This window comes from Streptosporangium roseum DSM 43021 (genome assembly GCF_000024865.1).
Lineage (GTDB): Bacteria > Actinomycetota > Actinomycetes > Streptosporangiales > Streptosporangiaceae > Streptosporangium > Streptosporangium roseum.
Genome location: NC_013595.1, coordinates 9,812,291 through 9,838,794, shown reverse-complemented (window position 1 = coordinate 9,838,794; position 26,504 = coordinate 9,812,291). Strand labels below are relative to the sequence as shown.

24 protein-coding genes are annotated in these 26,504 nt (G+C 70.8%); 13 read left to right on the top strand and 11 right to left on the bottom strand.

Annotated features, from left to right (window positions below; genetic code table 11):
- Positions 1-186: 186 nt before the first annotated feature.
- From SROS_RS43000 to SROS_RS42985, 4 genes are all read right to left on the bottom strand, one after another.
- Positions 187-1,833 carry a DNA repair helicase XPB gene (locus SROS_RS43000; RefSeq protein WP_012895266.1) on the bottom strand — a complete coding sequence of 549 codons (1,647 nt, stop codon included), beginning with the start codon at positions 1,831-1,833 and terminating at the stop codon, positions 187-189.
- A gap of 152 nt (positions 1,834-1,985) precedes the next feature.
- A complete protein-coding gene (locus tag SROS_RS51865) occupies positions 1,986-2,630 on the bottom strand; it encodes a hypothetical protein (protein ID WP_012895265.1) in 645 nt (214 codons plus the stop codon).
- 195 nt (positions 2,631-2,825) lie between these two features.
- Positions 2,826-5,195: a helicase-associated domain-containing protein gene (locus tag SROS_RS42990; RefSeq protein ID WP_012895264.1), complete on the bottom strand. Its 2,370-nt coding sequence runs from the start codon at positions 5,193-5,195 to the stop codon at positions 2,826-2,828.
- A 102-nt stretch (positions 5,196-5,297) separates the two neighbouring features.
- The gene (locus tag SROS_RS42985) at positions 5,298-5,921 is read right to left on the bottom strand and encodes a TetR/AcrR family transcriptional regulator (protein WP_012895263.1); all 624 of its coding nucleotides are present in this window, start codon (positions 5,919-5,921) and stop codon (positions 5,298-5,300) included.
- A 312-nt stretch (positions 5,922-6,233) separates the two neighbouring features.
- Between SROS_RS42985 and SROS_RS42980 the strand changes: the two genes are divergently transcribed.
- Both SROS_RS42980 and SROS_RS42975 read left to right on the top strand, forming a co-directional pair.
- Positions 6,234-6,863: an HAD family hydrolase gene (locus SROS_RS42980; protein WP_245564491.1), complete on the top strand. Its 630-nt coding sequence runs from the start codon at positions 6,234-6,236 to the stop codon at positions 6,861-6,863.
- Between the two features lie 90 nt (positions 6,864-6,953).
- Positions 6,954-7,352 carry a cold-shock protein gene (locus tag SROS_RS42975; protein ID WP_012895261.1) on the top strand — a complete coding sequence of 133 codons (399 nt, stop codon included), beginning with the start codon at positions 6,954-6,956 and terminating at the stop codon, positions 7,350-7,352.
- Positions 7,353-7,368: 16 nt separating this feature from the next.
- Here the strand turns inward: SROS_RS42975 and SROS_RS42970 are convergent, their stop codons facing one another.
- Entirely contained in the window at positions 7,369-8,976 is a 1,608-nt protein-coding gene (locus SROS_RS42970) for an MFS transporter (RefSeq protein ID WP_148269406.1), read from the bottom strand.
- 288 nt (positions 8,977-9,264) lie between these two features.
- On the opposite strand from SROS_RS42970, the gene SROS_RS42965 reads away from it, so the two are divergent.
- Together SROS_RS42965 and SROS_RS42960 are read left to right on the top strand one after the other, a co-directional pair.
- Positions 9,265-10,101 (top strand): DUF3027 domain-containing protein, encoded by an 837-nt coding sequence (locus SROS_RS42965; RefSeq protein WP_012895259.1) that lies wholly within the window; start codon positions 9,265-9,267, stop codon positions 10,099-10,101.
- A 96-nt stretch (positions 10,102-10,197) separates the two neighbouring features.
- Positions 10,198-13,329, top strand: coding sequence for a sacsin N-terminal ATP-binding-like domain-containing protein (locus SROS_RS42960; protein WP_012895258.1), 3,132 nt, complete (start codon positions 10,198-10,200; stop codon positions 13,327-13,329).
- Positions 13,330-13,455: 126 nt separating this feature from the next.
- Here the strand turns inward: SROS_RS42960 and SROS_RS42955 are convergent, their stop codons facing one another.
- A complete protein-coding gene (locus SROS_RS42955; RefSeq protein WP_012895257.1) occupies positions 13,456-13,914 on the bottom strand; it encodes a DUF1579 family protein in 459 nt (152 codons plus the stop codon).
- Between the two features lie 87 nt (positions 13,915-14,001).
- Between SROS_RS42955 and SROS_RS42950 the strand changes: the two genes are divergently transcribed.
- Positions 14,002-14,331, top strand: a complete 330-nt coding sequence (locus tag SROS_RS42950) for an ArsR/SmtB family transcription factor (protein ID WP_012895256.1) — start codon at positions 14,002-14,004, stop codon at positions 14,329-14,331.
- Positions 14,328-14,759, top strand: a complete 432-nt coding sequence (locus tag SROS_RS42945) for an SRPBCC family protein (RefSeq protein WP_012895255.1) — start codon at positions 14,328-14,330, stop codon at positions 14,757-14,759. The genes SROS_RS42950 and SROS_RS42945 overlap by 4 nt, the downstream gene beginning before the upstream one ends.
- A 260-nt stretch (positions 14,760-15,019) precedes the next feature.
- Here SROS_RS42945 and SROS_RS42940 read toward each other — a convergent pair whose 3' ends face one another.
- Positions 15,020-15,310 (bottom strand): DUF2530 domain-containing protein, encoded by a 291-nt coding sequence (locus SROS_RS42940; protein ID WP_012895254.1) that lies wholly within the window; start codon positions 15,308-15,310, stop codon positions 15,020-15,022.
- A gap of 131 nt (positions 15,311-15,441) precedes the next feature.
- Here SROS_RS42940 and SROS_RS42935 point away from each other — a divergent pair, with 131 nt between their 5' ends.
- Complete coding sequence (locus SROS_RS42935; protein WP_012895253.1) at positions 15,442-16,905, top strand: NCS2 family permease; 1,464 nt, start codon at positions 15,442-15,444, stop codon at positions 16,903-16,905.
- A 74-nt stretch (positions 16,906-16,979) separates the two neighbouring features.
- Here the strand turns inward: SROS_RS42935 and SROS_RS42930 are convergent, their stop codons facing one another.
- From SROS_RS42930 to SROS_RS42920, 3 genes are all read right to left on the bottom strand, one after another.
- The gene (locus SROS_RS42930; protein ID WP_012895252.1) at positions 16,980-18,188 is read right to left on the bottom strand and encodes a retropepsin-like aspartic protease; all 1,209 of its coding nucleotides are present in this window, start codon (positions 18,186-18,188) and stop codon (positions 16,980-16,982) included.
- Entirely contained in the window at positions 18,185-18,769 is a 585-nt protein-coding gene (locus SROS_RS46730; protein ID WP_169369505.1) for an ArsR/SmtB family transcription factor, read from the bottom strand. The genes SROS_RS42930 and SROS_RS46730 overlap by 4 nt, the downstream gene beginning before the upstream one ends.
- Before the next feature lie 323 nt (positions 18,770-19,092).
- On the bottom strand, positions 19,093-20,598 hold the full coding sequence (locus tag SROS_RS42920) for an ATP-binding protein (RefSeq protein ID WP_012895250.1): 1,506 nt from the start codon (positions 20,596-20,598) through the stop codon (positions 19,093-19,095).
- A 51-nt stretch (positions 20,599-20,649) separates the two neighbouring features.
- Here SROS_RS42920 and SROS_RS50505 point away from each other — a divergent pair, with 51 nt between their 5' ends.
- From SROS_RS50505 to thpR, 5 genes are all read left to right on the top strand, one after another.
- A complete protein-coding gene (locus SROS_RS50505; RefSeq protein WP_174435277.1) occupies positions 20,650-20,868 on the top strand; it encodes a hypothetical protein in 219 nt (72 codons plus the stop codon).
- Between the two features lie 100 nt (positions 20,869-20,968).
- Positions 20,969-21,175, top strand: a complete 207-nt coding sequence (locus SROS_RS42915) for a PIN domain-containing protein (RefSeq protein WP_245564489.1) — start codon at positions 20,969-20,971, stop codon at positions 21,173-21,175.
- A gap of 163 nt (positions 21,176-21,338) precedes the next feature.
- Positions 21,339-21,800 (top strand): MarR family winged helix-turn-helix transcriptional regulator, encoded by a 462-nt coding sequence (locus tag SROS_RS42910; RefSeq protein ID WP_012895248.1) that lies wholly within the window; start codon positions 21,339-21,341, stop codon positions 21,798-21,800.
- A 224-nt stretch (positions 21,801-22,024) separates the two neighbouring features.
- Positions 22,025-23,287, top strand: a complete 1,263-nt coding sequence (locus SROS_RS42905; RefSeq protein ID WP_245564488.1) for an MFS transporter — start codon at positions 22,025-22,027, stop codon at positions 23,285-23,287.
- Positions 23,244-23,816, top strand: a complete 573-nt coding sequence (gene thpR / locus SROS_RS42900; protein WP_012895246.1) for an RNA 2',3'-cyclic phosphodiesterase — start codon at positions 23,244-23,246, stop codon at positions 23,814-23,816. Before SROS_RS42905 ends, thpR begins: the two co-directional genes overlap by 44 nt.
- Before the next feature lie 98 nt (positions 23,817-23,914).
- Here the strand turns inward: thpR and SROS_RS42895 are convergent, their stop codons facing one another.
- The gene (locus SROS_RS42895) at positions 23,915-24,883 is read right to left on the bottom strand and encodes an aldo/keto reductase (protein ID WP_012895245.1); all 969 of its coding nucleotides are present in this window, start codon (positions 24,881-24,883) and stop codon (positions 23,915-23,917) included.
- Positions 24,884-25,160: 277 nt separating this feature from the next.
- Here SROS_RS42895 and SROS_RS42890 point away from each other — a divergent pair, with 277 nt between their 5' ends.
- Positions 25,161-26,171, top strand: coding sequence for a hypothetical protein (locus tag SROS_RS42890; RefSeq protein ID WP_012895244.1), 1,011 nt, complete (start codon positions 25,161-25,163; stop codon positions 26,169-26,171).
- Positions 26,172-26,504 lie beyond the last annotated feature (333 nt).

Below are 26,504 nucleotides of genomic sequence, written 5' to 3'. Positions count from 1 at the left end.
TGACACCCTCCGTGATTCTGTTCCAAAAACGCGAAAAACCCGGGCAAATCCGGTGACTCGCGCAGATCATGGGGGTATGTCGCCAGTGGCCGTCGCGGCCTAGCGAGGGGGTGGTTTCTTTGTCGAAAGCCTGCGGTATTTCGTGGACCTGATTGACACAGATGACGGCGTGTTCGCCTTGTGAGGCTATTCCCCGGCGAGCACGTCGTCCGCGTCGATGATCTGATAGGCGTACCCCTGCTCGGCCAGGAATCGCTGCCGGTGCGCGGCGAAGTCCTGGTCGACGGTGTCCCGGCTGACCACCGAGTAGAAGCGGGCCCCGCCCCCGTCGGCCTTGGGCCGCAGCACCCGGCCGAGCCGCTGGGCCTCCTCCTGGCGTGAGCCGAAGGTGCCCGACACCTGGATGGCCACCGCCGCCTCCGGCAGGTCGATGGAGAAGTTGGCCACCTTGGAGACGACCAGAACCTGGATCTCCTTGTCACGGAACGCCTGGAAAAGCCGCTCCCGCTCCTTGACCTTCGTCTCGCCCTTGATCACCGGTGCGTTCAGGTGCTCGCCGAGCTCGTCGAGCTGGTCGATGTACTGCCCGATGACCAGAACCTGCTCGTCCAGGTGCCGCCGGACCAGCGCCTCGGTCACCCGGCTCTTGGACGGCGTGGTCGCGCAGAACCGGTAGCGCTCCTCGGACTCGGCCATCGCGTAGGCGAGCCGCTCGTCGTCGGTCAGCGTCACCCGGACCTCGACGCAGTCGGCCGGGGCGATCCAGCCCTGGTTCTCCATCTCCTTCCACGGCGCGTCGTAGCGCTTGGGGCCGATCAGGGAGAACACGTCCCCCTCCCGGCCGTCCTCGCGCACGAGCGTCGCGGTCAGCCCCACCCGCCGCCGGGCCTGCAGGTCGGCCGTCATCCGGAAGATCGGCGCGGGCAGCAGGTGCACCTCGTCGTAGACGACCAGGCCCCAGTCGCGGGCGTCGAACAGCTCCAGATGGCGGTAGACGCCCTGCCTGCGGGTCGTCATCACCTGGTAGGTGGCGATGGTGACCGGCCGGATCTCCTTCTTGGTGCCGGTGTATTCGCCGATCTCCTCCTCGGTCAGCGAGGTCCGCTTGATCAGCTCCTGCTTCCACTGGTGAGCCGAGACCGTGTTCGTCACCAGGATCAGCGTCGTGGCCTTGGCGTGCGCCATCGCCGCCGCGCCCACGATCGTCTTGCCCGCGCCGCAGGGGAGCACGACCACGCCCGAGCCGCCGTGCCAGAACGCCTCGGCGGCCTCACGCTGGTAGGTGCGCAGCTCCCAGCCGTCCTCGGTCAGCGTGATCGGGTGGTGCTCGCCGTCGACGTATCCGGCCAGGTCCTCGGCCGGCCAGCCCAGCTTGAGCAGGTACTGCTTGATGTTGCCGCGCTCGCTCGGATGCACCGCCACCGCGTCGGCGCCCAGCCGCTCGCCCAGCAGCGGCTGGATCTTCTTGGAGCGCAGCACCTCCTCCAGCACGGCCCGGTCGGTGCTCGTCAGGACGAGCCCGTGGACGGGATGCTTCTCCAGCCGGAGCCTGCCGTAGCGCGCCATGGTCTCGGCGATGTCCACCAGCAGCGCGTGCGGCACCGGGTAGCGGCTGTAGCCGATCAGCGCGTCGACCACCTGCTCGGCGTCGTGCCCGGCGGCCCGCGCGTTCCACAGGGCCAGCGGGGTGATCCGGTAGGTGTGCACGTGCTCGGGGGCACGCTCCAGCTCGGCGAAGGGCGCGATCGCCTTGCGGCACTCGTCGGCCCTGTCGTGGTCGACTTCGAGCAGCAGGGTTTTGTCGGATTGGACGATCAATGGTCCGTCAGTCAAAGACTTCTCCCTCGTGTACGGCCGGCGAGCCCATGGTCGCACTCGCACGGGGATCTGCCGGTCCGTTCCCGGCTCGACGCCCCCCGCTCCGTATGTCCAACAGAGATAAGCCTCCAGGCAGTCCCCGATCCGCTCGGTCGCCGAAGAGCTGCTCAGCTGCCGAACGCGCCGCTGGTACCCGCGACGATGAGGGCGCCGATGCCCAGGACGAGCAGCCCGACGTTGATGCCGATGCTGATCCAGGTCCACTTGAGGAGGTTTCGGGCGCTCCGGGGGTCGGTCTCGACCTTGCCCAGCGCGATGCCGGCCAGGATGGCTCCGGCGATGCCGCCGAGGCTGACGTAGCAGCTGAGGCCCAGCACGATGCTGATGACGAGCGCGACGATCGCGTGGGTCCGGACGCCGTCGTTGTTCTGTCGCGGCGGGGTGCCGTAGCCGTAGCCCGGCTGGTGCTGCCCGTAGGGCTGCTCGCCGTAACCTTGGCCGTAGCCCGGCTCGCCGTAGCCCTGGCCGTAGCCCTGTCCCTGCTCGCCGTAGCCCGGACCGTAGCCCTGGCCGTAGCCCTGAGCCTGCTGGCCGTAGCCCGGCTGCTGGTAGCCCTGGCCGGGCTGCTGGCCGTACTCGGGCTGCTGGCTGTACCCGGGCTGCTGACCGTACTCGGGCTGCTGGCCGTAGCCGGGCTGTTGGCCGTACCCGGGTTGCTGGCCGTAGCCGGGTGTCTGGCCGGGGCCGGTGCTGTAGGGGCTCTTCCAGTCATCCGGGTTGGTGCTGGGGCCCTCGGGGGTGCCGCTGCTCACTGTGAATCTCTCGCTTCTCTTGAGCCGGGAATATCAAGAAATATCACGATATGGGGCTTGTGCCTTCTACCGCAGGCGGATGGCGGCGGTCGCATCCCGCGAGAATCGGACCGGGGGGAGAGCCCTCGCATCAGGGCGGATGACGCGCCGTGGCCGGGCCGTGGCAGGGGCGGAGAATCCATCGGGGAGCCCCCGTCAGTTGATGTCGGCGATGCCGGTGATGCGGTGCAGGGCGAAGCGGTGCACCGCCGCCCGGGTCTCGTCGTAGGCGGTGAGATAGCCGCCCTCCATCCGGGCGGGCTCCAGGATCCGGCTGGTGGCGTTGCCCTGGGAGTCGAGGTAGCCGATCCAGACCTGGGAGCCCTGCCGGATGGCCTCGCGCAGCGCGACGATGGTGGCGGTCGCGGGGGAACGCGGGACCTGGCCGCCGGGGGCGTCCACGGGCGCCCGGCGTGCCCGGTGCGCGGCGTCGCCCGCGCGGACGGCGCGTACGGCCGCCGCCACGACGTCGGCCTCCAGGCCGTTGAACGTGGCCGAGGAACGGACGAGGGGCTGGCCGTCGGTCCTGCGGACGTCGAGCTGGGTGATGATCACGTCGCCGTCCAGGGACTCGGAGGCCGGGGCGTAGCCCATCGCGCGCAGCGAGTCGACCAGGGTCGGACGGGAGGTCTTGGAGGCGATCACGGTGGGGGCGAGCCGGCGCAGCCGCAGCGGGAGGGCACGCCGGTCGGCCATCACCTCGTCCAGCAGCGAGGGGTCGTCGCACCGCACGTAGGCGCTCGCCGTACCGACGCGCATCCGGCCGTGGCGGCGGGCCACGTCCGTGACCAGGTAGCCGAGCGGCTGCGGGACCGGCGTGGTGGAGTGCCGCTCCAGCATGGCCAGCATCTCGTCGGCGCTCTGCCCCGCGTCCAGCGCCCGCCGGATCGACCGCTCGTCGAACCGGTAGACCGTTGCGCCGCCGGTGGACTCCACCTCGGCCGCCAGCGCCAGCCACCGCCTCAGGTCGCTGGTGAGCGGTCCGGGGGCCACGGCGGTCAGGTCGGCCTGAAGGAGGACGTGGTCGAGCGGCTCGGGCAGCAGCGGGGCCAGGAGGCGGCCCGCCGACATCGTGCGGTCGCAGCCGGGGAGCAGGGCGCGGCCGTGGTCCACGATCGCGCCGAGGCCGGTCACCCCGATCTGCTCCGCCTCGCGCAGCGTGAACTCCACCAGCTGGTCGCGGTGGCCGCCGCGCCGGCGGGGCTGCTCCCAGGCCAGGCGCTCGCGCACCGACTCCAGGGTGGGGGCCAGGCCGGGACCGGCGACGGCGAGCATGCCCAGGGTGGTGGTGCGGACCTCGGCGGCGGCCGAGCGGCGCAGGTCGGGGTGGAGGGCGTTGAGCAGGCGGTCGCGCTCGTCACGCTCGCCGATCACCCCGGGCACCCGGTCCATGGTGAGCCAGGTCGTGGCCAGGACCGTCCAGCGGTCCTCGGTGCCCTTCACCCGCCAGCCGTCATAGGCCGGCGTGGGCAGCCATTCGCCGTCCACCGCGCCGCTGGCGGCCACCAGCCCGGCCGCGTGCGCCACCTCGACGACCAGACCCGTGACCCACTCGGGCAGGTCGAGCAGGCCCGAGGTCCGCTTCAGGTCGCGTACGGCCAGGCCGCCGCTGCGGAGCACGCCGGGAGGGTCGACGCTCCAGCGTTCGCACAGCTCCTCCACCGCGCGGGTGAACGCGAACGCCTGCCCGGCGGCCGTGCGGTCGGTGAGCCCCGGGTCGCGCACGGCGCCGTCGAGCGCGGGAGGGACGGGGGAGAGGTCCCGGTGGATCCGGCCGCCGCGCAGGGCCAGGGCGACCTCGCGGGGCAGGACGACGGTCTCCTCGCCGGTGGCGCCGAGCAGCGCGCGGGAGAGCAGCTGCTCGATCGGCGACTGGGCGGTGGCGGCCCGCACCTCCCGGCGCGCGTTGGGCACCCGGCCGCTTGCGGGCCCCCACGCCAGCTCGTTGAGCGCGGACCGGGCCTGCGGCGAGACCTCCTGGATCAGCCGTCCGACGATTTCCGGGTCGCCGAGCAGCCGGGCGAGGGTCTCCTTGGTGCCGTCGCCGGCGCCGCCGACGTCGTGGACCAGCTCGGCCAGGCGCTCGGCGGGATGGTGCCTGAACACCTCCACCGCCGGCGGGCCGAGCCCGGCGGGCGCTTCGAGGACCTCCCGCACGCCGGGGGCCGGAGCCAGCGCCTTGTCGGGCCCGTAGACCAGGGCCAGGGTCCGCAGCCGCTCGACCGTCTCCCTGAGCGCGGCCTGGAAAGCCGGGTCCGCCGGGCCCTGCAGCGCGCGGGCCATCTGGGCGCGCAGCGTCCGGTGGGCGACCGGCGACGGGAGCACGGCCAGCGTCTCGATGACCGAGAGCGTGAACAGGTCGAGCCGGTCGAGCACGCGACCGATCGCCGACGGGCTGCCCGCCCGCGAGGCCAGCCCTTCCAGGTGTGCCGGGACCGGGGTGATGAGCTCGGGTCGCACGGCGACGAGAGCCCGCAACTGGTCATCGCTCCGGTCGCGCAGCCACTCGGTGAACTCCGTGCTCATTCCGTCAATGGTAGGAGGCCTTACCGACAGAGCGGGGGTCGGGGAAAATTCGTTTTCATATGATCGGCCGAGAATGAGGGGGAGTCGAAGGCCCTCTCCGGTTCAGCCGATCGCCTGGACGGCCGGGCGCGGCAGCAACCCGAGCGCCAGGCGCACCCAGGAGGCGACGAAACGATCCCGCTCCGCGCGTCCGGGCGGCTCGCCCACGATGTCCTGGAAAAGCCGGTAGTGGACCACCGCGCCGCCGAGCACGGCGCCGATCCCGGGCCAGTCGAGGTCGGCTCCGGCGTATTCGGGCTGGGCGCGGAACCAGGTGGTGATCGCGTCGAACATGGGTTGCAGCAGCCCTTCGCGGACGATCGCCACCAGCTCGGGGAACTGGCTCAGGTCGCGGAAGAAGACGCGCGTCAGCTCGCTCTCCTCGCGGACCTTGGCCAGCCCCGCCTTGCACAGGTGCGCCAGGCGCTCCTCGATGTCGACCGAGGGGTCGACGGCGCTCATCTCGGTCAGGGTCTCGGCGATCTGCGTCCGGGTCCGGGCGGCGTGCTCGTTCATCGCCGCCGCCAGTACCTCGTACTTGGACTTGAAGTGCCGGTAGAGCCCCCCGGCGCCGGGGGACAGCCCGGAGGCGGCCTCGATCTCCGCCACCGAGGTCGCCGAGTAGCCGCGTTCGGCGAACAGGCGCAGGGCCTCGTCGATGATCCGCTCGCGCGTCGATCTGGTCATTTCTCTGCCGATACCTCCCCCTTGACCCTATCCAGTGCGGGCCCCGTCGGCTCTCGGCGCGCCGGACCCGGCGCTCGGCGGGCGACGGGGAGGGCCGGACGGGGACGCGCGTGACGGGAGGGCCGGGCCCGCCGCGAGACGGCCGCCGCCCTGCTCGGCGCGGCCGTCCTCCCCGGTGGGCACGTTCTTCCCGAAAGGGTTCCACAGCAGGTGGCGCCGCGTACAGCGGCTCGGGATTACCTCTGTTCCCAGAGATTTGGCATGCTTCGAGGGTTCAGCGGAGCAGACTCTCCGCGAAGCGGATGGGGAGCGGTGAGCGACCGGATGAGCTCGGTGGGGTTCGACCTGGACATGACCCTCGCGGACACGCGCGCCGGCATCGCCGCCGTCTACGACGAGCTGGCGCTGCGCATGGGCGTGTTCATCGACAGCGCGGCGGTGGTGGCCAGGCTGGGGCCGCCGCTGGAGTGGGAGCTGGCCAACTGGCTGCCCCCGGAGGAGATCCCCGCGGCCGTCGCCGTCTTCCGGTCGCTGTACCCCTCGATGGCGGTCCCGGTCACCACCCTCATGCCCGGCGCGCGCGAGGCCGTCGAGGCCGTACGGCGGGCCGGCGGCCGGGTCATCGTGGTGACGGGGAAGAACACCCTCGACGCGACCAGGACGGTCGGATTCCTCGGCCTGGACGTGGACGAGATCGCCGGATCGGTCTTCGGGGCCGCAAAGGGCCCGGCCCTGGCGACTTTCGGCGCGGCGGCCTATGTCGGAGATCATGTCGCCGACATCGAGGCGGCACGGGCGGGCGGCGCCGCCAGCGTGGCGGTGGCGACCGGCCTCTACCCGGCGGGGGATCTGCATGATCACGGAGCCGACGTGGTGCTCGGTGATCTGACCGAGTTCGCCGAGTGGTTCGACGGCTGGCGAACCCCTGCCGCACTGGTGTAATTCAGGCCTGATTAGACGGTCGCCCTCGGCCTCCGCTGGGCATAACCTACATCCATTCCTTTTCACGACAGTCTGAACGAGGTCACCCCTGTGCCGAGTGGCAAGGTCAAGTGGTATGACGCCGACAAGGGTTTCGGCTTCCTCACCCGCGACGACGGCGGTGAGGTCTTCGTGCATTCTTCCGCGCTGCCCGGTGGCGTGGACTCCCTCAAGCCGGGCCAGAAGGTCGAGTTCGGCGTCGCCGAAGGACGCCGTGGCCAGCAGGCGCTCTCGGTCCGCGTGATCGACCAGCCCCCCACGCTCGCCAAGGCCGTCAAGCCCAAGGGCAAGCGCAAGAAGCCGGACGAGATGGTCGTCATCGTGGAAGACCTGATCAAGCTCCTGGACACGGTCTCCACGTCCTACCAGAAGGGCAAGCACCCCGAGGCCGTGCACGCCAAGAAGATCGCCGCCGTGCTCCGCGCCGTGGCCGACGACCTGGACGACTGACCTCCTCCCCGGCGGCTCAGCCGTGGGGGTTGGTCAGCGGCTTGGTCCGCTTCTCCGTCGGGGGATCCTCGCGCCGCACGACCGCGGTCGTCGTTCCCGCGGCATCCGGCCGGCGTCGCTCCCAGGGAGCCGGGGACCGGTCGTCGGGGGTGTCCGCGGGGGCGTCGGAGGCATCGGGAACATCGGGGGCCCCGGCCCGGGCGGCCTGGACCCTGGCGTCCCTCGCGTGGACCCGCCTGCGCCGCCGTACCAGCAGCCAGCCGAGCGAGCCGCCCAGTGCCGCGGCCATCACCGCGAGCCCGGCCGGGCCGGAGGCGAACAGCGACAGCAGCAGGCCGGCCAGCCCGCCGAGCACCCACGCGATCTGCAGGAACGCCTCCACCACGCCGAAGGTGGACGAGCGCACCTCCTCGCCGATCTCGCGCTGCACGATCGCGTCCAGGGCGAGCTTGCCCAGCCCCTGGGCGAACGCGGACACCAGGGCGACGGCCACCACGGTCCACAGGTTGAACACGATCACCGACACCACCGTGGTCACGGCCGACAGCGCCAGCGTCGACAGCACGATCACCTGCGGGGAGCGGCTGCGCACCCAGGAGGCCACCACCGTCCCGGCCAGCCCACCGACTCCGGCCGCCACGGCCAGCACGCCGATCGTGACCGTCGGGGCGAGGCCGGGCAGCTTCCCGTCCTGCACGAGGAAGAGCAGGTAGAAGAGGAGGAACCCCGAGTAGAGGCGGATGGCCACGTTGGCCTTCATCGCCTCGGCGACCACCGGCCCCACGTTCAGCAGGGTGCGCCAGCGGTGCGGACGCCTCTCGCCCTCCTCCAGTTCCTCAAGGTCGGGGGAGTCCACGTGGCGCGGGAGCCGTACGGCCAGGACGCCCTGGAGCAGGAAGAGCACCGTCGCCCCGCGCAGCACCCACTCGGCGCCGAGCCAGGCGCTGGCGCCCGCGCCGATCGGGACCGCGACGCCGGCCGCGACCAGCGCGAACAGGGCGACCCTGGCGTTGGCGGTGACCAGCGCGATGTCGGCGGGCAGCACGTTCGGCATGATCGCCGCACGGGAGACGTTGTAGGCCTTCGACAGCACCAGCACGGCCAGCGCCGCGGGGAAGATGGTGAACACGTCGCCCGGGACGACCGCCGCCGCCATCGCGAAGCAGAGCAGCCCGCGCCCGAACAGGGTGCCCGCCATCACGAAGCGCCGGCCAGAGCGGAACCGGTCGAGGACCGGGCCGACGAACGGCGCGACCACCACGAAGGGGATCATCGTGATCAGCAGGTAGAGCGCGACCTGGCCCCTGGCCTCGTTCACCGGGAGCTTGAACAGGGTCCCGGCCAGGGCCGCGGTGACCAGCGCGTCGCCCGCGCTGTGCGCGGCCGTCAGCTCGATCAGCTGGCCCAGCCCCGTACGGCCCGCGCCCTGGGCGTGGGTCAGCCGCCGCGCGGCCTTGCCGACCCGCTGCGTCCCGCTCGCCGCGCCGCGACCGGCCCGCGCGGTCGCCCGCCCCGTGCTCCTGCCCGCGCGCACCGTGGCCCGTCCCGCCTCGGCGGCCGAGCGGCCGATCAGACGTGAGACCTCGCCCGCCGTCTTTCGCGCTCGTTCCCACCCATTTGCCACGCATCCAGTCTTACCCGATTGGCATCGACTCCATCGCCACGGCACGGGAGCCCCATCCATCACGGACGGGCATCGCCGTTTCACGTCCGCGGGAGAGACCGCCACCGAGCTGCTGAAGTCGGAGGTTTCCGCCTCCGAGGCCCGGTGACGGGCGAATCGTCGGGTGCGGTGGGACGGTACCGGTGCAGTACGCTCCGGGCATAGGTGAGAATGAACTGTGAGTCAGCGCAGCGAGCGAGCCAGAAAGCACAGCGGCCGTCGGGTTGCGAGGCCGACGGAGGAGAACTCGTGAGCCGTACTCGATCCCGCACAGCGCCCCTCGACCCGGCATGCGTCGCCGCCGTCGACCTGGCCCGCTCCGCCATCGAGGAGACCGTCGGGCCCGACCAGGTGGGCGAGCACCTCGGAGTCGAGGGTGAGGGCGAGCGCGTCGTCACCCATTACTTCGCCTGCCTCGACCACGCCTACCGGGGCTGGCGCTGGGCCGTCACCGTCGCCCGGGCCTCCCGCGCGCGCAACGTGACGGTCAGCGAGGTCGTGCTCCTGCCCGGCGCCGGCGCGCTGCTGCCCCCGGAGTGGGTGCCGTGGAGCGAGCGGCTCCGTCCCGGCGACCTCGGGGTGGGCGACCTGCTGCCCACCGCCGCCGACGACGACCGGCTGGCCCCGGGCTTCACCGAGACCGCCGACGACTCCGAGCGCCAAATGATCTTCGAGTACGGCCTCGGCCGGGCCCGGGTGCTCTCCCCGATCGGCCGCGACCGCGCCGTGCGGCGCTGGCACTCCGGCGAGTCCGGCCCGCACACCCCGCTCGCGCACGCCGCCCCCGCGCAGTGTTCGACCTGTGGCTTCTACTGGCCGCTGGCCGGCGCGCTGGGGACCGGCTTCGGTGTCTGCACCAACGAGTACGCCCCCGACGACGGCCGCGTGGTCGCCGCCGACCACGGCTGCGGCGCGCACTCCGAGGCGGCCGTGCTGCCGCACCAGGTCGAGCCGACCTCGCCGATCCTCGACGACCTCGCCTACGACCACCTCCCCGAGGACTCCCCGGAGGCGGACCTGGCCGGTTCCGCTGACCTGGCCGGTTCCGTGGAGGACACCGACACCGAGCCACTGGGTCATTCCTGACCTGACGCTTCTCCCGCAGGCCGCCGGGTCGTCCCTGGTCCGGCCGGCTGCCGTGCGACGTGACCCGCGGGCCCTTCGACCTTTGGACTCATCGCTGTGACTGACATTTTCGGCACCGACCGACTGCGCTCCGCCGTGCTGGCGGCCTGGACGGCCTCACCCGCGCGTTTCCGTGAGGACGCCAACGCCGAGGAGGACTTCGCGCTCGGCGGCTACCGCGACCGGCTGATCGTCGAGCTCGCCCAGAACGCCGCCGACGCCGCGCTCCGCGCGGGGGTGCCCGGACGGCTCCGCCTGTCGCTGCGCGAGGGGGTGCTGTCGGCCGCCAACACCGGCGCCCCGGTGGACGCGGCCGGGATCGAGGGCCTGTCCACGCTCCGTGTCTCCGGCAAGCGCGACGAGTCCGGCATGGCCGGCCGGTTCGGCGTCGGCTTCGCGGCCGTGGTGTCGGTCACCGACGAGCCGGTGATCGGCTCGCTCGGGTCCGGGGTCGTCCGCTGGTCGCGCGACCAGACCACGGCCCTGGTGGCGGCCGAGCCCGCGCTCGCCCGGGAGCTCACCGACCGCGACCGGCACGTGCCGCTGCTGCGCCTGCCGTTCCCCGCGGGCCCGGTGGAGGTTCCCGGCGGGTTCGACACGCTCGTACGGCTGCCGCTGCGTGACAGGGCGGCCGAGGACGCGGTCCGGCGGATGCTGGAGGAGACCGGCCCCGCGCTGCTGCTCGGCCTGCCCGCCCTGGAGTCGATCGAGATCGATGTGGACGGCGAGGTCCGGACGGTCCTGCCGGACGGCTGGAAGGTGGTGTCGGCCTCCGGGCGGTTCGCGCCGGAGCAGGTGGCCGAGCTGTTCGCCGACCGGCCCACCGAGGAGCGGGCCCGGCCCCACTGGCTGGTCCGCTGGGCCGTCCCCGTCGGTGGATCCGCCGACGGGACCTCGGGCGGTGCCCTGGGTGGTCCGCGGGACGGCTCGCCGGGCGGCCCGGACGGGGGCGAGCCCCGGCCGCTGCCCGCGCGGGTGCCGCCCGTGGTGCACGCGCCGACGCCGAGCGACGAACCGCTGGACCTGCCCGCGCTGCTGATCGCCTCGTTCCCGATGGCCACCGACCGGCGGCACGTGGCCATGGGCCCGCTGACCGACTTCCTGGTCGAGCGTGCCGCCGAGGCCTATCTCGAACTGCTCGGCGGGCTGCCCCGCACGCCCAAGCTGCTCGATCTCGTCCCCGGCCTGATGGGCAAGGGCGAGCTCGACGCCCATGTCCGCCGGGCGATCCTGCGCAGGCTCCCCGACACCCCGCTCCTGCCCGCTCTCTCCCCGCCCGCCGACGCCGGGGGCCCGCCCACCGGCGCGGGTGACCCGCCCGCCGCCGGCGCCGACCTGGTGGTGGCGGGCCGGCAGGCGTCCGTGGTCGCGGCCCCGGCCGAGCTGCTGGAGAAGATCGCCGGCATGGTGCCCGGCCTGCTGCCCGCCGGGTGGCCGTCCCGGCACCCCGCCGTCAACGCGCTCGGCGTGAAGCGGGTGGAGCTCGCCGACGTCGTGGACATGCTCTCCGGCGACGCCGTCAAGGACAGGGACCCGGCCTGGTGGCGGTCGCTGTACGAGGTGCTGCCCGCCGACGACCCCGAGGCGCTCGGCGCGCTGCCGGTGCCGCTGGCCGACGGCCGCCTGGTCCGTGGGCCGCGCGGCACGCTGCTGCTGAGCGACGGCTCCACCCTGGACCCGGCTGTGCTCGCCCCGCTCGGGCTGCGCGTCGTCCACCCGGACGCCGCCCACCGGCTGCTGCTGCGGCTCGGCGCGGGCGAGGCGACGCCCCGGACGGTCCTGGAGGACCCGCTGACCCGTGCCGCGGTCGCGCAGTCCCTGGACAGCCCCGAAGCGGAGCCGGTGGCTCAGGCCGTCCTCGCGCTGGTGGAGGCCGCCGGGCTGACCACGGGGGAGGCTCCGTGGCTGTCGGAGCTGGCGCTGCGCGGTGCCGACGGCGAGCTGTACCCTGCCGGTGAGCTGCTCCTGGCCGACGGTTCGCTGGCCGGGCTGCTGGACCAGGAGACGCACTTCGGCACCGCCGCGCCCGAGCTGGTGGAGCGGTACGGTCCCCGGGTGCTGGCCGCGGCCGGAGTGCTCGACGGCTTCGCGGTGGTGAACGACGCCGACGTCATGATCGACCCGGACGAGTGCGACCACGATCTCGACCGTGAGGACGAGTGGCTGGAGGCGGTTCTCGACCTGCTGCCGGAGATGGACGTGCCGCCGGTCGCCAGGGAGTTCTCCGCCATCCGCGACCTGGAGTACGTCGCGGACTGGCCCTCGGCCCTCGCCCTGCTGTCGCGCCCGCCGCTCCGCTCGGTCCTGCACCCCCTGCGGGTCCTGGTCGCGGGCGAGGTCGTGGAGGTGCCCTCCTACACCGCCTGGTGGCTGTCCACCCACCCGGTGCTGGGCGGCAGGCGCCCCACCGAGCTGCGGCTCCCGGCCGGTGACCCCCTGCTGTTCGGCCTGTACGGCGACGCCCCCTCGGGCATCGACGAGGCCGCGCTGGCGATGATCGGCGTCCGGAGCACGCTGCCCGACCTCCTCGCCTCGCACGGCGGTCCCGACGAGCTCCTGGAGCTGCTGGCCGACCCCTCGATCGAGGTGGACCGCGCCCAGCTCCGGGCCCTGTGGGTGGCTCTGGCCGCCGTCGCCCCCGCCCGGGTGGCGCCTCCTCGCGCGGTCCGCGCCGTCCTCGACGGTCAGATCGTCGTCGCCGACGCCGAGGACGGCCACCTGCTGTCCGGTGGGGCCGAGGGCGAGGCGGGCGAGCCGGTCGTGGTCGAAGCGCCGGACCTGCTCCCGCTGGTCGCGGGCCGGCCGCTGATCCTGGCCCCGTTCGACCTGGCCGAGGCGCTGTCGGAGCTGCTCGACCTGCCGCTGGCGGGGGAGGAGGCGGCCGGTGAGGTGACCTCCACGGGCACGGTCCGCGAGGTCCTGCCCGCCGTGCGGTCACTGCTGCCGGGCGCGCCCGCGACCTATGTGGAGCACGACAAGCTGCTCGTGGACGGCGTCCCCGCCGCCTGGCGGTTCTTCGAGGGCACGGTGCACGCCGCGGGCGTGGAGGGTCTGGCCCGCGGGCTCGCGTGGGCGTCGGGCCAGTGGGGTGACCGGCTGGCGGCCGCGGCACTGCTGCGCGACCCGGCCGCGGTGCCGCTGCTGCTCGCCGAGTCCGACCTGGACAGCTGGACCGCCTCGACCGGCTAGTACTCCGGTGACACTTCGAGATCTTGCTGGTGGAGGTCGCGACGTGCGCGGGTATGTCATCGGACACCTCCGCGAGGACGGGGGTCTCATCGTGGACGAGACCGGGTTCCCCGAGAAAGGCACCGGCTAGGAGAGCCGGGTGAAGGACATGGTCATCCAGGGGTGCCAGGTGGTGGTGTCGTCGGTGCGTTCCCAGGTCGCGGACATGGTGGCGCGGTCGTCGGCGATCACGAGGGTGGCGCGTTCGGTGTCGCCGGTGAAGGTCCACACGCCGTCGTCGGCGACGCTCGCCTGCATGGTGACGAAGGCGCCGTGGTTGTCGAAGGAGCGCATGGGATAGGTGCCCGTGGCCGGATCGTAAGGACCGATCATCTCGACGACCTCGACCTGATCATCGCCGACGCGCACGTCGACCCGGTGGAGGAGGAAGAAGCCGCCGGTCAGCCACTCGTAGGTGTCCGACCCGGCGATCTCGATCGCCGGGTCGGACGGATCGGTTGACATCATCTGCCCGTGGGAACGCCAGCGGCCGACCAGAGCGTCGAGGCGCTTGTTCTCGATCAGGGCTATCGGGTTGTGGGCCATGGTGCTCACCTTTCAAAGAGAATGTAAGATATTGCTTAAATACTTACATGAGTTCGGGCGGCAGGCAACCGATGAAGGCGGTGGGTGATGGACGAGGCGTTGCGGGCAGTCGCCGATCCGACGCGTCGCGCGATCCTTGTCCTGGTGCGGGAGGGGGAGGTGTCGGCTGGTGACATTGCCCGCCATTTCCCAGGCATCAGCCGGCCTGCGGTCTCCCAGCACCTGCGGATACTGCTCTCGGCCGGCCTGCTCGACGTCCGCAGGGCGGGCAACCGCCGGTTCTACCGGGTGCGCCGTGAAGGGCTGGCCGAGGCGGCGAGGTTCTTCGAGTCGATGTGGTCGGTGCCGCTCAACCGCCTCAAGCAGCTCGCCGAAGAGGAAGAACGCACATCCGAGGACGTGGGGGGACCACTGTGAGCACCGGCAGCACGATCGAGCAGGCGGTGTGGATCCGGGCCCGGCCGGAAACCGTCTGGCGCCACTTCATCGATCCGGTACGGCTGGCGCGATGGTGGGGCGAGGCCGAGGTGGATCCCCGTCCCGGGGGCGCACTCGTGGTGCGGATGCGGGAAGGCCCGCGTCCGATCATGCGCGGGCAGTTCGTGGAGCTTGTGCCGTACGAGCGAATCGTCTTCACCTTCGGCTGGGAGGCCACCCCCGGCGCGCCCGCCATCCCACCCGGCGCCTCCCGGGTAGAGATCACGCTCATCCCGGAGAATGACGGTGTGAAGCTGACCCTGCGGCACAGCGGCCTGCCGTTCCCCCTGGAGAGGGAGACCGGCAAAGGGTGGGGCCACGCGCTCCGCCGCCTGGCGGAGAAAGCGCCGTCCGAGCCGGCCGCGTGACACCTGCCGGTCATGCCCGTCCATCCCGCCAGGCCACATCCAGCAGATCCTGCACCGGTCACAATGGCGCCGACGCCATCAAGCCACCGCCCAAACGACGCTGCTGCCACTACCGGCACAGATCCCAACCATGATCGCAAAGCGTCACTGGAGTACTGGGGACCCGTCCGTCCGGCTCGTCCCCGTCCGCGGGGGAGCCGTGCGCGGGTCGCATGGAGGGCTGTGCGCGGGAGCCGTACGGCGGTCGCGGCGGCTCGCGGTCAGGGGGCCGGCGGGGTGGGGGAGACGGGCGGGATCGCCGTCGCGGGCTCGACCGACTCCTCGGAGGCGGGCGCCGGGCCCCGGCGGTCGCGGCGCCGGACGAACCACAGTCCGAACAGGCCGCCGCAGATGCCCGACACGCAGGTCCAGATCCACCAGCGGTGCCCGGCATCCGGTTGCGCGATCAGGAGCACGAGCAGGGCGATCGCCCACAGGCCCGTGCCCGCGAGGATCGTGGCCGTGTCGTTGGTCTTCAACGGCCGGAGCTCCGGACGGCGAGGCTGGTTCACGGTTTCCAGCGTAGGCGACGGGCCCTCACTAGCCGCAAAACGCCCCCTGTGAGAGTGCGAATCGATCTCGAAAGCATCACCATCGTGACCTGGGCCTTCCGATAGGTGATGCTCGCTGGCACCCTGCGTCCGTGAGTGACACCAAAACCTCCCAAATAAGCGCACTTGACCGTTTCTTTCACATCTCTGACCGTGGTTCGTCGGTCGGCAGGGAAGTCCGCGGCGGTCTCGCCACCTTCTTCACGATGGCCTACATCGTCGTGCTCAACCCTCTGATCATCGCCACCGCCAAGGACGCGGAGGGCCAGTTCATCGGTGACGGGCTCGTCCCCAACGTGCCGCTGGTCGCGGCCGGCACCGCGCTGGTCGCCGGTCTGCTGAGCATCCTGATGGGCGTCATCGGCAAGGTGCCGTTCGCGATGGCCGCCGGCCTGGGCCTCAACGCCTTCGTCACCTTCGGCATCGCCTCGCAGATGTCGTGGGAGTCGGCCATGGGCCTGGTCTTCCTGGAGGGCGTGATCATCGCGATCCTGGTGCTGACCGGGTTCCGAACGGCCGTTTTCAACGCCATCCCGCCCCAGCTGAAGACCGCGATCAGCGTCGGCATCGGCCTGTTCATCGCCCTGATCGGCTTCGTGGACGCCGGCTTCGTCCGCAAGGCGCCCGCCGTACCGCTGGAGCTCGGCATCGGCGGCAACCTGACGAGCTGGCCGATCTTCGTGTTCGTGGTCGGCGTGCTGACGATCGCCCTGCTGGTGGCCCGGAAGGTGAAGGGCGCCATCCTGATCGGCATCGTCGCGACCACGGTCCTCGCCGTCATCGTCGAGGCCGTCGCCAAGGTCGGCGGCTCGGGGACGCCCGACAGCCCGAACCCGGCGGGCTGGCGGCTCGTCGTGCCGGAGATGCCCAAGGAGATCTTCGGGTTCAGCAACCCGTTCGTGCTGTTCAAGGAGTTCGACCCGTTCGGCGCCTTCGGCTCCGTCTCGGTCATCCTGGCCCTGCTGCTCGTCTTCACCCTGCTGATCACCGACTTCTTCGACACCATGGGCACGGTCGTGGGCGTCGGCGGCCAGGCCAGGCTGGTCAAGGAGGACGGCTCGATGGACAGGACCCGCGAGATCCTGCTCGTCGACTCCATCGGTGCGGCGGTCGGCGGCGCGGCCTCGGTCTCCTCCAACACGACCTACGTCGAGTCGGCGGCGGGCGTCGGGGAGGGCGCGCGCACCGGTCTGGCCAGCGTGGTCACCGGTGTGCTCTTCCTGCTGGCCATCTTCGTCTCGCCGCTGGTCGCCGTCGTCCCCTACGAGGCCGCCGCCCCCGCGCTGGTCATCGTCGGCTTCCTGATGATGACCGCGATCCGCGACATCGACTTCACCGACTACGAGATCGCCATCCCGGCGTTCCTCACGATCGTGCTCATGCCGTTCAGCTACTCCATCGCCAACGGCATCGGCGCCGGGTTCATCAGCTTCGTGCTGATCAAGGTGGTCAAGGGCAAGGCCCGCGAGGTCCACGCCCTGATGTGGGTGGTCGCGGCCCTGTTCGTCGTCTACTTCGCCCTCGGCCCGATCAAGACCCTGCTCGACCTCGGCTGAGCAGCGAGCCCGAGGCCGTCATGGTGGAACTGATCGCCATGACGGCCTTTGACGGGTCATGCAGGCGGTGCGGGTCATCGGAATGTGTATTCGTGCCGGTCGAAGTCGAGGGTCCAGGCGTACTTGTCGAGGAAGGAGTGGGAAAGCAGGCCGTCGATGCGAACGCCCCCGAACGACGCCCAGGGCACACGCCGGGCCGGCGTCGTGGCCACGAACTGGTCGTCCTGACGGAGCGGTCCCAGGCGGATCGGTTCGTCGACGCTGAAGTGCGGGCGGGCCGCGCGAGCCCGGTGCACACCCCAGGAGCGGTATCGCCGCGCGGTCGTGTACAGGCATGCCTGGCGGGGCGGTGAGCCGTCCTCCTGGCCGACGTAGACCAGTCCGGAGTCGATGAAAAAGTTGAGGTCCTGCCGGGTGCCGAAGCCTCCACGGGCGAACATGTAGTGGTCTGCCCACAGGTAGAAGGGGACCCGGGCGACCTCCGGCCGGCCGTCGAGAAGCGCAAGATGGTCGGCCGCCTGCCGTGGGTCGCGGCGTCGTGACAGGAGCAGGCGCCGGCGGGGGTAGTCGACGGTGGTGAGAAACCGCTGCAGGACGTTGGTGCCGATGATGACGAGGTCCTGGTCGTCGCGTAGCGTCGGCATGGCCTCCACCGGCACGTTGGTCAAGACGACGTCGCCGAGCGTCAGTTCCCTGGCCATCCCGGTGTAGAGGTCGGTGCGGGTCGTACCGTGATGATTCTTTCCGCTGGAGATCAGCCGGATGCCCAGTGCGTCGGCGCGCCTGGTTCCCATGACGAGGAACGTGCCGCCGGTGTCGATGTGGGTGCGCACAGGGTGGCCGTCGAGCGTGGCGTCCACGGCGGGCAGGTAGGGCGCCAGCGCGTGATCGGCGAAGGGAAGGACGGTCGCGTGGTCGATCTCGACGCCCAGCGGGTGATCCATCCGCGACACGAGGTCGGGGGGCAGCGGTCGTTTCCTCCGGCGCCGCTGTACGTGCGCGTAGGCCTCAGCCGGCCGGTCCAGATGCAGCAGAGCATGCGCGGCGGGTTCATCCAGTTCCGTGTAGGCCGGATACAGGCGGCGAATGGCCTCGTAGTGGGTCAGCGCCTGCTCGTAGTTTCCGCGCACGTAGCTGGTCAGGAACCGGAGGTGCGCGTGCTGCCGGTGACCGGCATGCGCGGCCAGGCGCTCGGCGTCGTCGATGTCCCCACGCGCCCAAGCCCGCCACGCGGCGCGGGCGGGCGCTCCTTGTGCGTGCCACCGGAGGGAGGTCCAGCTCATTCCCCGGCCTCCCAGGCTGCCTGGTCGCCTCTGGCGCTCAGATCCAGGGCGGCCGCGATGATAGTGAGCAGCGGGACCAGAGCATGGGCGGCGAGCTCGTACTCGCCGCGCCGAGGCTGGATGAGCAGGCCTGCTGCCTGTAGCCCGCGCAGGTGGTGGTAGAGATGTCCGGTGGAAGTCGTCTCACCTAGGGCCTCCTGGAGCTGCGTGCGGGTGCGTGACGTTCCGATCAACGCGGTGAGCAACGCCAGGCGTGCCGGACTTCCGAGGCACTCCAGCATGGTGGCGGTACCCGATTGCTCCGCGCCGATGAGATCGCGAACAGGCCGCTGTTTGGTCCACAGATACTCGCGACCGTCGTGACCGACGGCTCCCGCGTAAGCGATCGCGCCGGTCGCCTCCAACGGGCCGGGAGCCTGTCCGCCGTTGTCGGCACCGCCGATGTGCTCGCGTAGCCGGTCGAGCAACTGCAGGGGCGCGTTGCCGGTCGATCTTCCGGCCGCCTGCTCTTTCGGCCGGGTGGCCGGCGCCGTCTCCAGTCGTTCGACCCGCCGCTCCAAGGCGGCGAGCCGCTGCTCCATCGCGTCCATTCTCACCCTCAGATCACCATCGAGAGGTAATTCCGGAATTACGAAATAGCGTACATATGCTTCTTGCAAGGGTCAACGACCCATACGCGCTCGGCCGGCCATCCGATCTGATGGCGACGTCCACCGCCACGGCAGCGGTGCCGGGTCCGTCGGCTCCGTGCTGATCAAGGTGATCAAGGGCAAGGCCCGCGAGGTCCACGCCCTGATGTGGGTGGTCGCGGTGCTGTTCGCCCTCTCCTTCGCCCTCGGCCCGGTCAAGTCCCTCCTCGGTCTGTGACGCCCGTGACCTGGGTCCGCGAGATCACGGACCCAGGTCATCCCGGAAGGACGGACGGTTCCGTCCTTCCGAAGAGGGAGGGCAGGTCCACCAGGAGCACGTCTCCCCGGCGGCGTGCGATCGTCACGAGGTCGGAGTGAAACCCTTCCAGGGAGAAGATCGCCAGCCGGGTGGAGGTGACGTCATGTCCCTGGCCGCGGAGGATCTCCCGCAGTCGTACGAGCCGTTCCAGGTCTGCGGGGCCCCGCCGTACAAGAGTGGCTTTCGCCTCCCCGATGAGACCCACTGTGGTGCGGTCGGACCTCCGGTCCAGAGCGATGACGTCGATCTCATGTTTGGCCCGTCCGCCTTGATCGTTGATCACTGTCGAGGCGATGGTGTTCGCTCCCCCGCGAAGGGAGGGGGCGGCGTGACGGCGGAGCCACTCGCGTGAGCACTCCTCAAAATGGGGGCCCAGGATACGAGAGACGAAGGTGGGTTGAGATTCACGCCATGCCTGGACAGAGCCGCCCGTCTCGATGAGATCCCGGTTCGGAACGGTGATCAGATTATGGAAGCGGATGATGGGATCCGCGACGGTGATCACCGGGCGTCGCTCCCAGAGCGGATCTGTCGAGTGGTCGAGATAGCCCGAACTCGTCAACATCTCAAGTGGGCGGCCCAGGGATGTGCGATCACGCTCCAGCAGGCCGCCGATTTTCGCTGGACTGGTGGCTCCGCCGGCGACCGCATTGATGATCGCGTAGTGGAGGGCGCTTCCGGTGAACTGCGGGTCTTCCCGTAGCAGATACTCCGCCTCACTGCGGGAGAAGAGAGCCTGACCGGGATTGAGAATCGTGGCGGAGACCCAGGCGTCGAACTCCTGGAGGCTCTGCGGCGAGCGTGAAGAGGTCAGGTTGCGGTAGCCGGGAGATCCGCCGAGTGTGGCGTGCAGTCGCAGAGCGGTCGCGGGATCGTCGACACCCCAGTGCTGTGCGGTGGTGCTCAGGTCGAACGGCTGGAGACGCATGTCGACAGCAGCCCGGCCGCGCAGTGCTTTCGTGCCGGACAGGAGGTTGTTCATCACGGACATGGCCGATCCACAGACGATTACGCGTCCGCCTTCGTGGCCGTGGCCGGTCTGTGAACGGTCATAGAGCAGTTGGATCAGGCCGGGAAGCTCCGGGGAATGCGACATCCAGTAGGGCAGTTCGTCGATGACCAGCAAACCGGAAGCGCCGCGTCGCCGCATGGTCAGGCTGATCGCCGAGTCCAGGAGAGACTCCCAGCCGGCATCGTCTCGGAAGAGGTCGGAGCTGACTCCCGCATACCGCGCGACATCGTCGGCGAACCGCCGCCGCGCGGTCACCGTGCCTTCTTCGGCGACCGCGGAGACATAAAGTCCGTCCATCGAGTCGGCCAGGGCACGGAGGAGGTAGCTCTTGCCGACACGCCGTCGCCCTGACAGGACCCCCAGCCGCAGGTGTGGATCGGGATGCGTCACGAACTCGGTGAGCGCTGCCCATTCGGAGCCGCGAGCCAGTAGATGAGATGGTTTGGTCATAATGACCTCCTATTTTGTATGCTCTGAAGCATACAAAATAGTATTGCCCCTGTGGGTGAAGTTCATGTGCCGGTCCTCTCTGTGGCGGTGTGCATGTCGCCCGGTCCCTCCGTCGCCGACGGCATCGGCGCCGGGTTCATCAGCTTCGTGCTGATCAAGGTGGTCAAGGGCAGGTCCCGTGAGGTCCACGCCCTGATGTGGGTGGTCGCGGTGCTGTTCGCCCTCTCCTTCGCCCTCGGCCCCGTCAAGTCCCTTCTGGGCCTGGCCTGAGCTTTTGCCGGTGAGAGGCCCCTCGTGCCTTTCCTCGTTCACTCGGGGGGCGGGGAAGGGGTATATACACTGGCAGTCGGCCGTATATGTGGAGGCCCTCGTGGCGAAGATCCTGGTGGACGTGGACGAGGAGATGCCGACGGCCACCTCCGGCAGTCAAGGGCTGAGCGCCGCGGATCTTCTCATCGCGGTCACGGCGCGGCACCACGGGCTCAAGGTGCTCCACTACGACCGGGACTTCGTGACGATCGCGAAGGCCGCGGACGTCGAGATCGAGTGGGTCGCCCAGCCGGGGTCGGTGAACTGAACACCTCCGGCCGTGACGTCCCCGCGGGGTCCTGCCTGCGGGGACGTCGCGGTGAGGTTGGGGGATCCCCGCCCGGTCTGCCACGCTGTACGGCCCGCCCCAGGAAAGTTCGGCCCGGAGGGAATCCCGTGAGTTCGTATATAGTTAGCGAAGGTAATGACTTATGCTAACGAAAACCCCCAAGAAGGACCCCGTCGCGAGCCTGCGAAGCGACGCCGGTCTGGCATCGGCACTGCGCGTGTCACTGGCACGACTGAACAGACGCCTGCGCAGGCAGGCCGCGGGACACTCGCTGACCCCCACCCAGCTCGCGACGCTCGCCGCCGTGGAACGGCATTCAGGGATAACCCCCGGCGAATTGGCCGAGCTCGAGAAGGTGCAACCGCCCTCGATGACCCGCGTGATCGCCGGGCTGGAAGAGCGGGAGCTGGTGTCACGTACACCGCACCCGACCGACCGGCGTCAGGTGACCGTGAGCGTGACCGAGCAGGGATCAACCCTGTTGAAGGAGGAGCGCCGCCGCAAGGAGGCGTGGCTGACGCAGCGGTTGAAGGAGCTGACGGCCGAGGAGAGAGCGGTGCTCCGGCAGGCGGCTCCGATACTGGAGAAGCTCAGCCGGATCTAGCCGAACCTGAGGAACCCGGGGCCTCGGCGGTCCCGCAGGACGCCGAGGCGCACGCCACACCGGGTACGGGGCCGGGGTGGCGGGCAAAACTGCGACGGCTCCGCGTCGCGCGCGCCGTACCGGGAAAGACGCTGGGATGGCGGGCAAGGCTGCGGCGACGGCGGGTCGCGCGGGCCGCGGCGGCCAGCGAGCTGCAGGCCGTCGAGACGGGCACCCCACAGGCCGTGCCCGAGGCGCGGGGCGGGATGTTCCGGTCGCTGCGCAACCACAACTACCGGCTGTTCGCGATCGGCGGGGTGGTCTCCAACGTCGGCGGCTGGATGCAGCGCACCGCGCAGGACCTGCTGGTGCTGGACCTGACGAACGGCAGCGCCGTCGCCCTGGGAGTGACCACCGCGCTGCAGTTCCTGCCGCTGCTGCTGTTCGGCCTCTGGGGCGGCATGCTCGCCGACCGCTACCCCAAGCGGCGACTGCTGATGGTCGCCCAGTCGCTCATGGGCGTGCTGGCGCTGACCATGGGTCTGCTCGTCGTGACCGGCAACGCGCAGTTCTGGCACGTCTACGTGATGGCCTTCGTCCTCGGCCTCATCTCCTGTGTCGAGGTGCCCACCCGTCAGTCCTTCGTCGTGGAGATGGTCGGCCGCAAGGACCTGGCCAACGCCGTCGCGCTGAACGCCTCCAGCTTCAACCTGGCCCGCGTGGTCGGTCCGGCCGTCGCGGGCGTGCTGATCTCCGCGCTCGGCGGCACGGGCCCGATGTTCCTGATCAACGCGCTGTCGTTCGTCGCCGTGCTGAGCGGCCTGGCGCTGATGCGCGCCTCGGAGCTGACCGCGCCCGATCCGTTGCCCAGAGCCAAGGGTCAGCTCCGCGAGGGGCTGCGCTACGTGCTGGACCGTCCGGACCTGCTGCTGCCGATACTGCTGGTCGCCTTCGTCTCGCTGTTCACGCAGTCGTTCTCGATGTCCATCGCGCTGATGGCCCGCGGGGTCTTCGGTGCGGGCGCGTCCTCCTTCGGCCTGGCCTCCAGCATGTTCGCGGTGGGCGCGCTGGGCGGTGCGCTCATGGCGGCCCGGCGGGTACGGCCCAGCCGGAAGCTGCTGATCGGCGGCGCGGTGTCGTTCGGACTGTTCCAGATCGCCACCGGCCTGGCCCCGTGGTACCCGCTCTACCTGCTTTTCCTCATCCCCGCCGGGGTCGCGCTGATCTCCATCAACACGGCCGCCAACACCAGCGTGCAGCTCGCGTCCTCGCCGGAGATGCGCGGCCGGGTGATGGGCATCTACGTGCTGGTGTTCACCGGCGGCGCCCCGATCGGCGCGCCGCTGCTCGGCTGGATCTCCGAAATGGGCGGCCCCCGCACGGGGGTCATGATCGGCGGGGTGCTCACCATCGCGGGCACCGGGGCGGCGATAATGCTGACCAGGGTGATCGGCAGGAGGTCGCGTGCGGCTGTTCGTGGGGTTACCGCTGCCGCAGCGGGTGCGTGACGAGCTCGGCCACGCCCTCGAACCCCACCGCGCCGCGTGGCCCGGTCTCCGCTGGCCGGACCCGGAGACCTGGCACGTGACGCTGTCGTTCCTGGGAGAGGTGCCGGAGACGGTGCTGCCCGAGCTGGAGACGCGGCTCGCCCGTGCCGCGTCGCGCTACGCGCCGATGACGCTGTTACTCACCGGCGCGGGCGCCTTCCCCTCGGCACGCCGGGCCCGCGTCTTCTGGACCGACGTGCGCGGCTGCCGCCCCCGGCTCGTCCGGCTGGCCGACTCCCTGGGGGCGGGGGCGCTCCGTGCGGGAGCCGTACACGCCGACCGGCGGCGGCTCCGGCCGCACCTGACCCTGGCCAGGTCCCGCGCCGACGCCGACCTGCAGCGCCTGGTCGAGGACTTCGGGTCGTTCGCCGGAACCGCCTGGGAGGCCGGCTCCGTCCACCTGGTGAGAAGCCATCTGGGAGCCGTGGTCCGCTACGAGACGGTCGCGGAATACCCCCTGGTGACCCCGGCACCCGGTGGACGGAGCTAAGCTCCAGGGCGTGGATCGTCCCCGACGCTGGCTGCTGCCCACGGTGCTCGCACTGCTCGTGCTGCTCGTGGTGATCGGCACCCTGGTCTCATAGCCTGCTACCAGGCGTATTCCTCGGGCGCCGTCTTGAACCCGGGGAAGATCTCGTCGAGGCGGGCGAGGGCCTTGTCGTCCAGCTCGATCTCCAGAGCCCTGGTGGTGCCGTCGAGCTGGTCGAGCGTGCGCGGACCGATGATCGGCGCGGTGACGACCTTCTGGTGGAGCAGCCAGGCCAGGCCCACGTTCGCCGGGTCCTCGCCGAGCTCGTCGCAGAACGCCTCGTACTGCTCGATCTTGTCGCGGTGCTTGTCCAGCTCCTTGACCATGTTCTCCGAGGCGGAGCGGCCCTTGTCGATCTTCCGGAGGATGCCGCCGAGCAGGCCGCCCGCGAGCGGGCTCCACGGGATCAGGCCCAGGCCGTAGTCCTCGGCCGCCGGGATGACCTCAAGCTCGGGCGCCCGGACGATCAGGTTGTAGTGGGACTGCTCGGAGACCAGCCCGAGGCTGTTGCGCCGGGCCGCGGTCTCCTGGGCCTTGGCGATGTGCCAGCCCGCGAAGTTGGACGACCCGACGTAGAGGATCTTGCCCTGCTGCTTGAGGATGTCCATGGCCTCCCAGAACTCTTCGAACGGGGTGCTCCGGTCGACGTGGTGGGCCTGGTACAGGTCGATGTAGTCGGTCTGCATCCGCTGCAGCGACGCGTCGGCGGCGCGGCGGATGTTGAGCGCGGACAGGCGGCCGTCGTTGGGCCAGTCGCCCATGTCGCCGTAGAGCTTCGTGGCGATGACCGTCTTCTCGCGGCGGCCCCCGCCCTTGGCGAACCAGCGCCCGATGATGTTCTCGGTGATGCCCTCACCCTTCTTCCAGCCGTACACGTTGGCTGTGTCGAAGAAGTTGACTCCCAGCTCATGGGCGTGGTCCATGATCGCGAAGGAGTCGTCTTCCGAGGTCACGGGGCCGAAGTTCATCGTGCCCAGGCAGAGGCGGCTGACCTTCAGGCCGGTACGGCCAAGCTGCGTGTAATCCATGCGTCCACCCTATGGACCTGGAGTGCGCTCCAGGCGAGCGGCGCCCTCGACCGCCTCCCGGCGGACGTCCATTAATCGGAAACGGGCCTGTCCTGATATGGCCAAACCGCGAACCCGGGCGGAGCCCCTCTCTGCGGCGTCCCGGATCCTTCCGTCTCCGGAGGCCCGCTTTCGGCAATGCAGGGGTGACCTTGATGTGGACAAGGGGCTTCCACGGCGCCCCCCGCTCCCGCGGTCAGGGCATGATGGCTGGATGGGGAGTAGGCCGGGGAATGTCATGATCCGCGTGCTCGCGGTGGCCGTGCTGGCCGGGACCGCGGTGTTCGCGGGGGCCGGAGCGTGGGCGGACGGCGATTCGCCCTTCTTCACCTTCAAGGACAGGCGGATCACCGAGTCGAGCGGGCTGGCGGTCTCGCCGACGCGCAAGAACGTCTACTACACCCACAACGACAGCTCGGCCGGGCCGGTCTTCTTCGCCGTCGGTTCCAACGGGCGGACCCGCGCGACGTTCACCCTGCAGGGGGCGGCCGCCCGCGACTGGGAGGGGATGGCCGCGTCCCGGGATCCGGAGACCGGGGCGGGGGTGCTCTGGTTCGCCGACATCGGCGACAACTTCGACGGGGCCTGGTCCGACATCTCGGTCTACAAGGTGACGGAGCCCACCACGCTGCGCGACGCCGTCCTGCCCGCCGTGCGCTACCGGTTCCGCTACGAGGACGGCGGGCACAACGCCGAGGGTGTCATGGTGCATCCCCGCACCGGGCGGCTCTACATCGTGAGCAAGGAGTTCGCCGGCTCGGTCTACGCGGCGCCCAGGCGGCTGCGCACCGACAAGGTCAACGTCCTCCGCAAGGTCGGTTCCGCGCCCATCATGGCCACCGACGCCGCCTACGCCCCCGACGGGTCGAGTTTCGTGATCCGCACCTACTTCTCCGCCACGGTCTACCGCGCTCCGGACGACCAACTCGCCCGGGTGTCGATGCCGCCCCTGGAGCAGGCCGAGTCGATCGCCTACACGGCCGACGGCAGGGCGCTGCTGACCGGCAGCGAGGGGGCCGGCAGCCCGGTCTACCGGGTGCCGCTGCCGCCGGAGGTCCTGCGGGAGACGGCCCAGAAGCCCGCCCCCACGCCGACGGCCGGCCGGAGCGCCGGCCGGGACACCACGCTGGTGGCCGACACGAAGGCGGACGAGGACGCCGGGGTGCCGAGCGCGGTCGTGGCCGCCTGGCTGGCGGTCGCGGCGGGCGCCACCGGCATGATCACCTTTATCGCCCGCCGCACCCGTTAGACGCCCCCGGCCCGCACGCCCCCGGCCCACGTGGTGTCTGGTCCGTGCGGCACCCGGTCTGTGTGGTGCCTGGTCCGTGCGGCACCCGATCCGTGTGGCGCCCAGTCCATGTGGTGCTTGGTCCGTTAGGCCCCCGGTCTGTGTGGTGCCTGGTCCACGTGGTGCCTGGTCCGTGCGGCATCCGATCCGTGTGGCGCCCAGTCCATGTGGTGCTTGGTCCACGTGGTGCCTGGTCCGTGCGGCATCCGATCCGTGTGGCGCCCAGTCCGTGCCGCATCCGATCCGCGCGGTATCCGCAGGGTGACCTGGGTAGCACAACGTAACCAAACGGCG

Excerpts from the sequence above, each read along its gene's own strand:
- SROS_RS42990 (WP_012895264.1), bottom strand. The coding sequence starts at position 5,195 with ATGAGCACGGAGTTCACCGAGTGGCTGCGCGACCGGAGCGATGACCAG.
- SROS_RS42985 (WP_012895263.1), bottom strand. The coding sequence starts at position 5,921 with ATGACCAGATCGACGCGCGAGCGGATCATCGACGAGGCCCTGCGCCTG.
- SROS_RS42955 (WP_012895257.1), bottom strand. The coding sequence starts at position 13,914 with ATGGCCCACAACCCGATAGCCCTGATCGAGAACAAGCGCCTCGACGCT.
- SROS_RS42950 (WP_012895256.1), top strand. The coding sequence starts at position 14,002 with ATGGACGAGGCGTTGCGGGCAGTCGCCGATCCGACGCGTCGCGCGATC.
- SROS_RS42930 (WP_012895252.1), bottom strand. The coding sequence starts at position 18,188 with ATGAGCTGGACCTCCCTCCGGTGGCACGCACAAGGAGCGCCCGCCCGC.
- SROS_RS46730 (WP_169369505.1), bottom strand. The coding sequence starts at position 18,769 with ATGGAGCAGCGGCTCGCCGCCTTGGAGCGGCGGGTCGAACGACTGGAG.
- SROS_RS42920 (WP_012895250.1), bottom strand. The coding sequence starts at position 20,598 with ATGACCAAACCATCTCATCTACTGGCTCGCGGCTCCGAATGGGCAGCG.
- SROS_RS42910 (WP_012895248.1), top strand. The coding sequence starts at position 21,339 with ATGCTAACGAAAACCCCCAAGAAGGACCCCGTCGCGAGCCTGCGAAGC.
- SROS_RS42895 (WP_012895245.1), bottom strand. The coding sequence starts at position 24,883 with ATGGATTACACGCAGCTTGGCCGTACCGGCCTGAAGGTCAGCCGCCTC.
- SROS_RS42890 (WP_012895244.1), top strand. The coding sequence starts at position 25,161 with ATGATCCGCGTGCTCGCGGTGGCCGTGCTGGCCGGGACCGCGGTGTTC.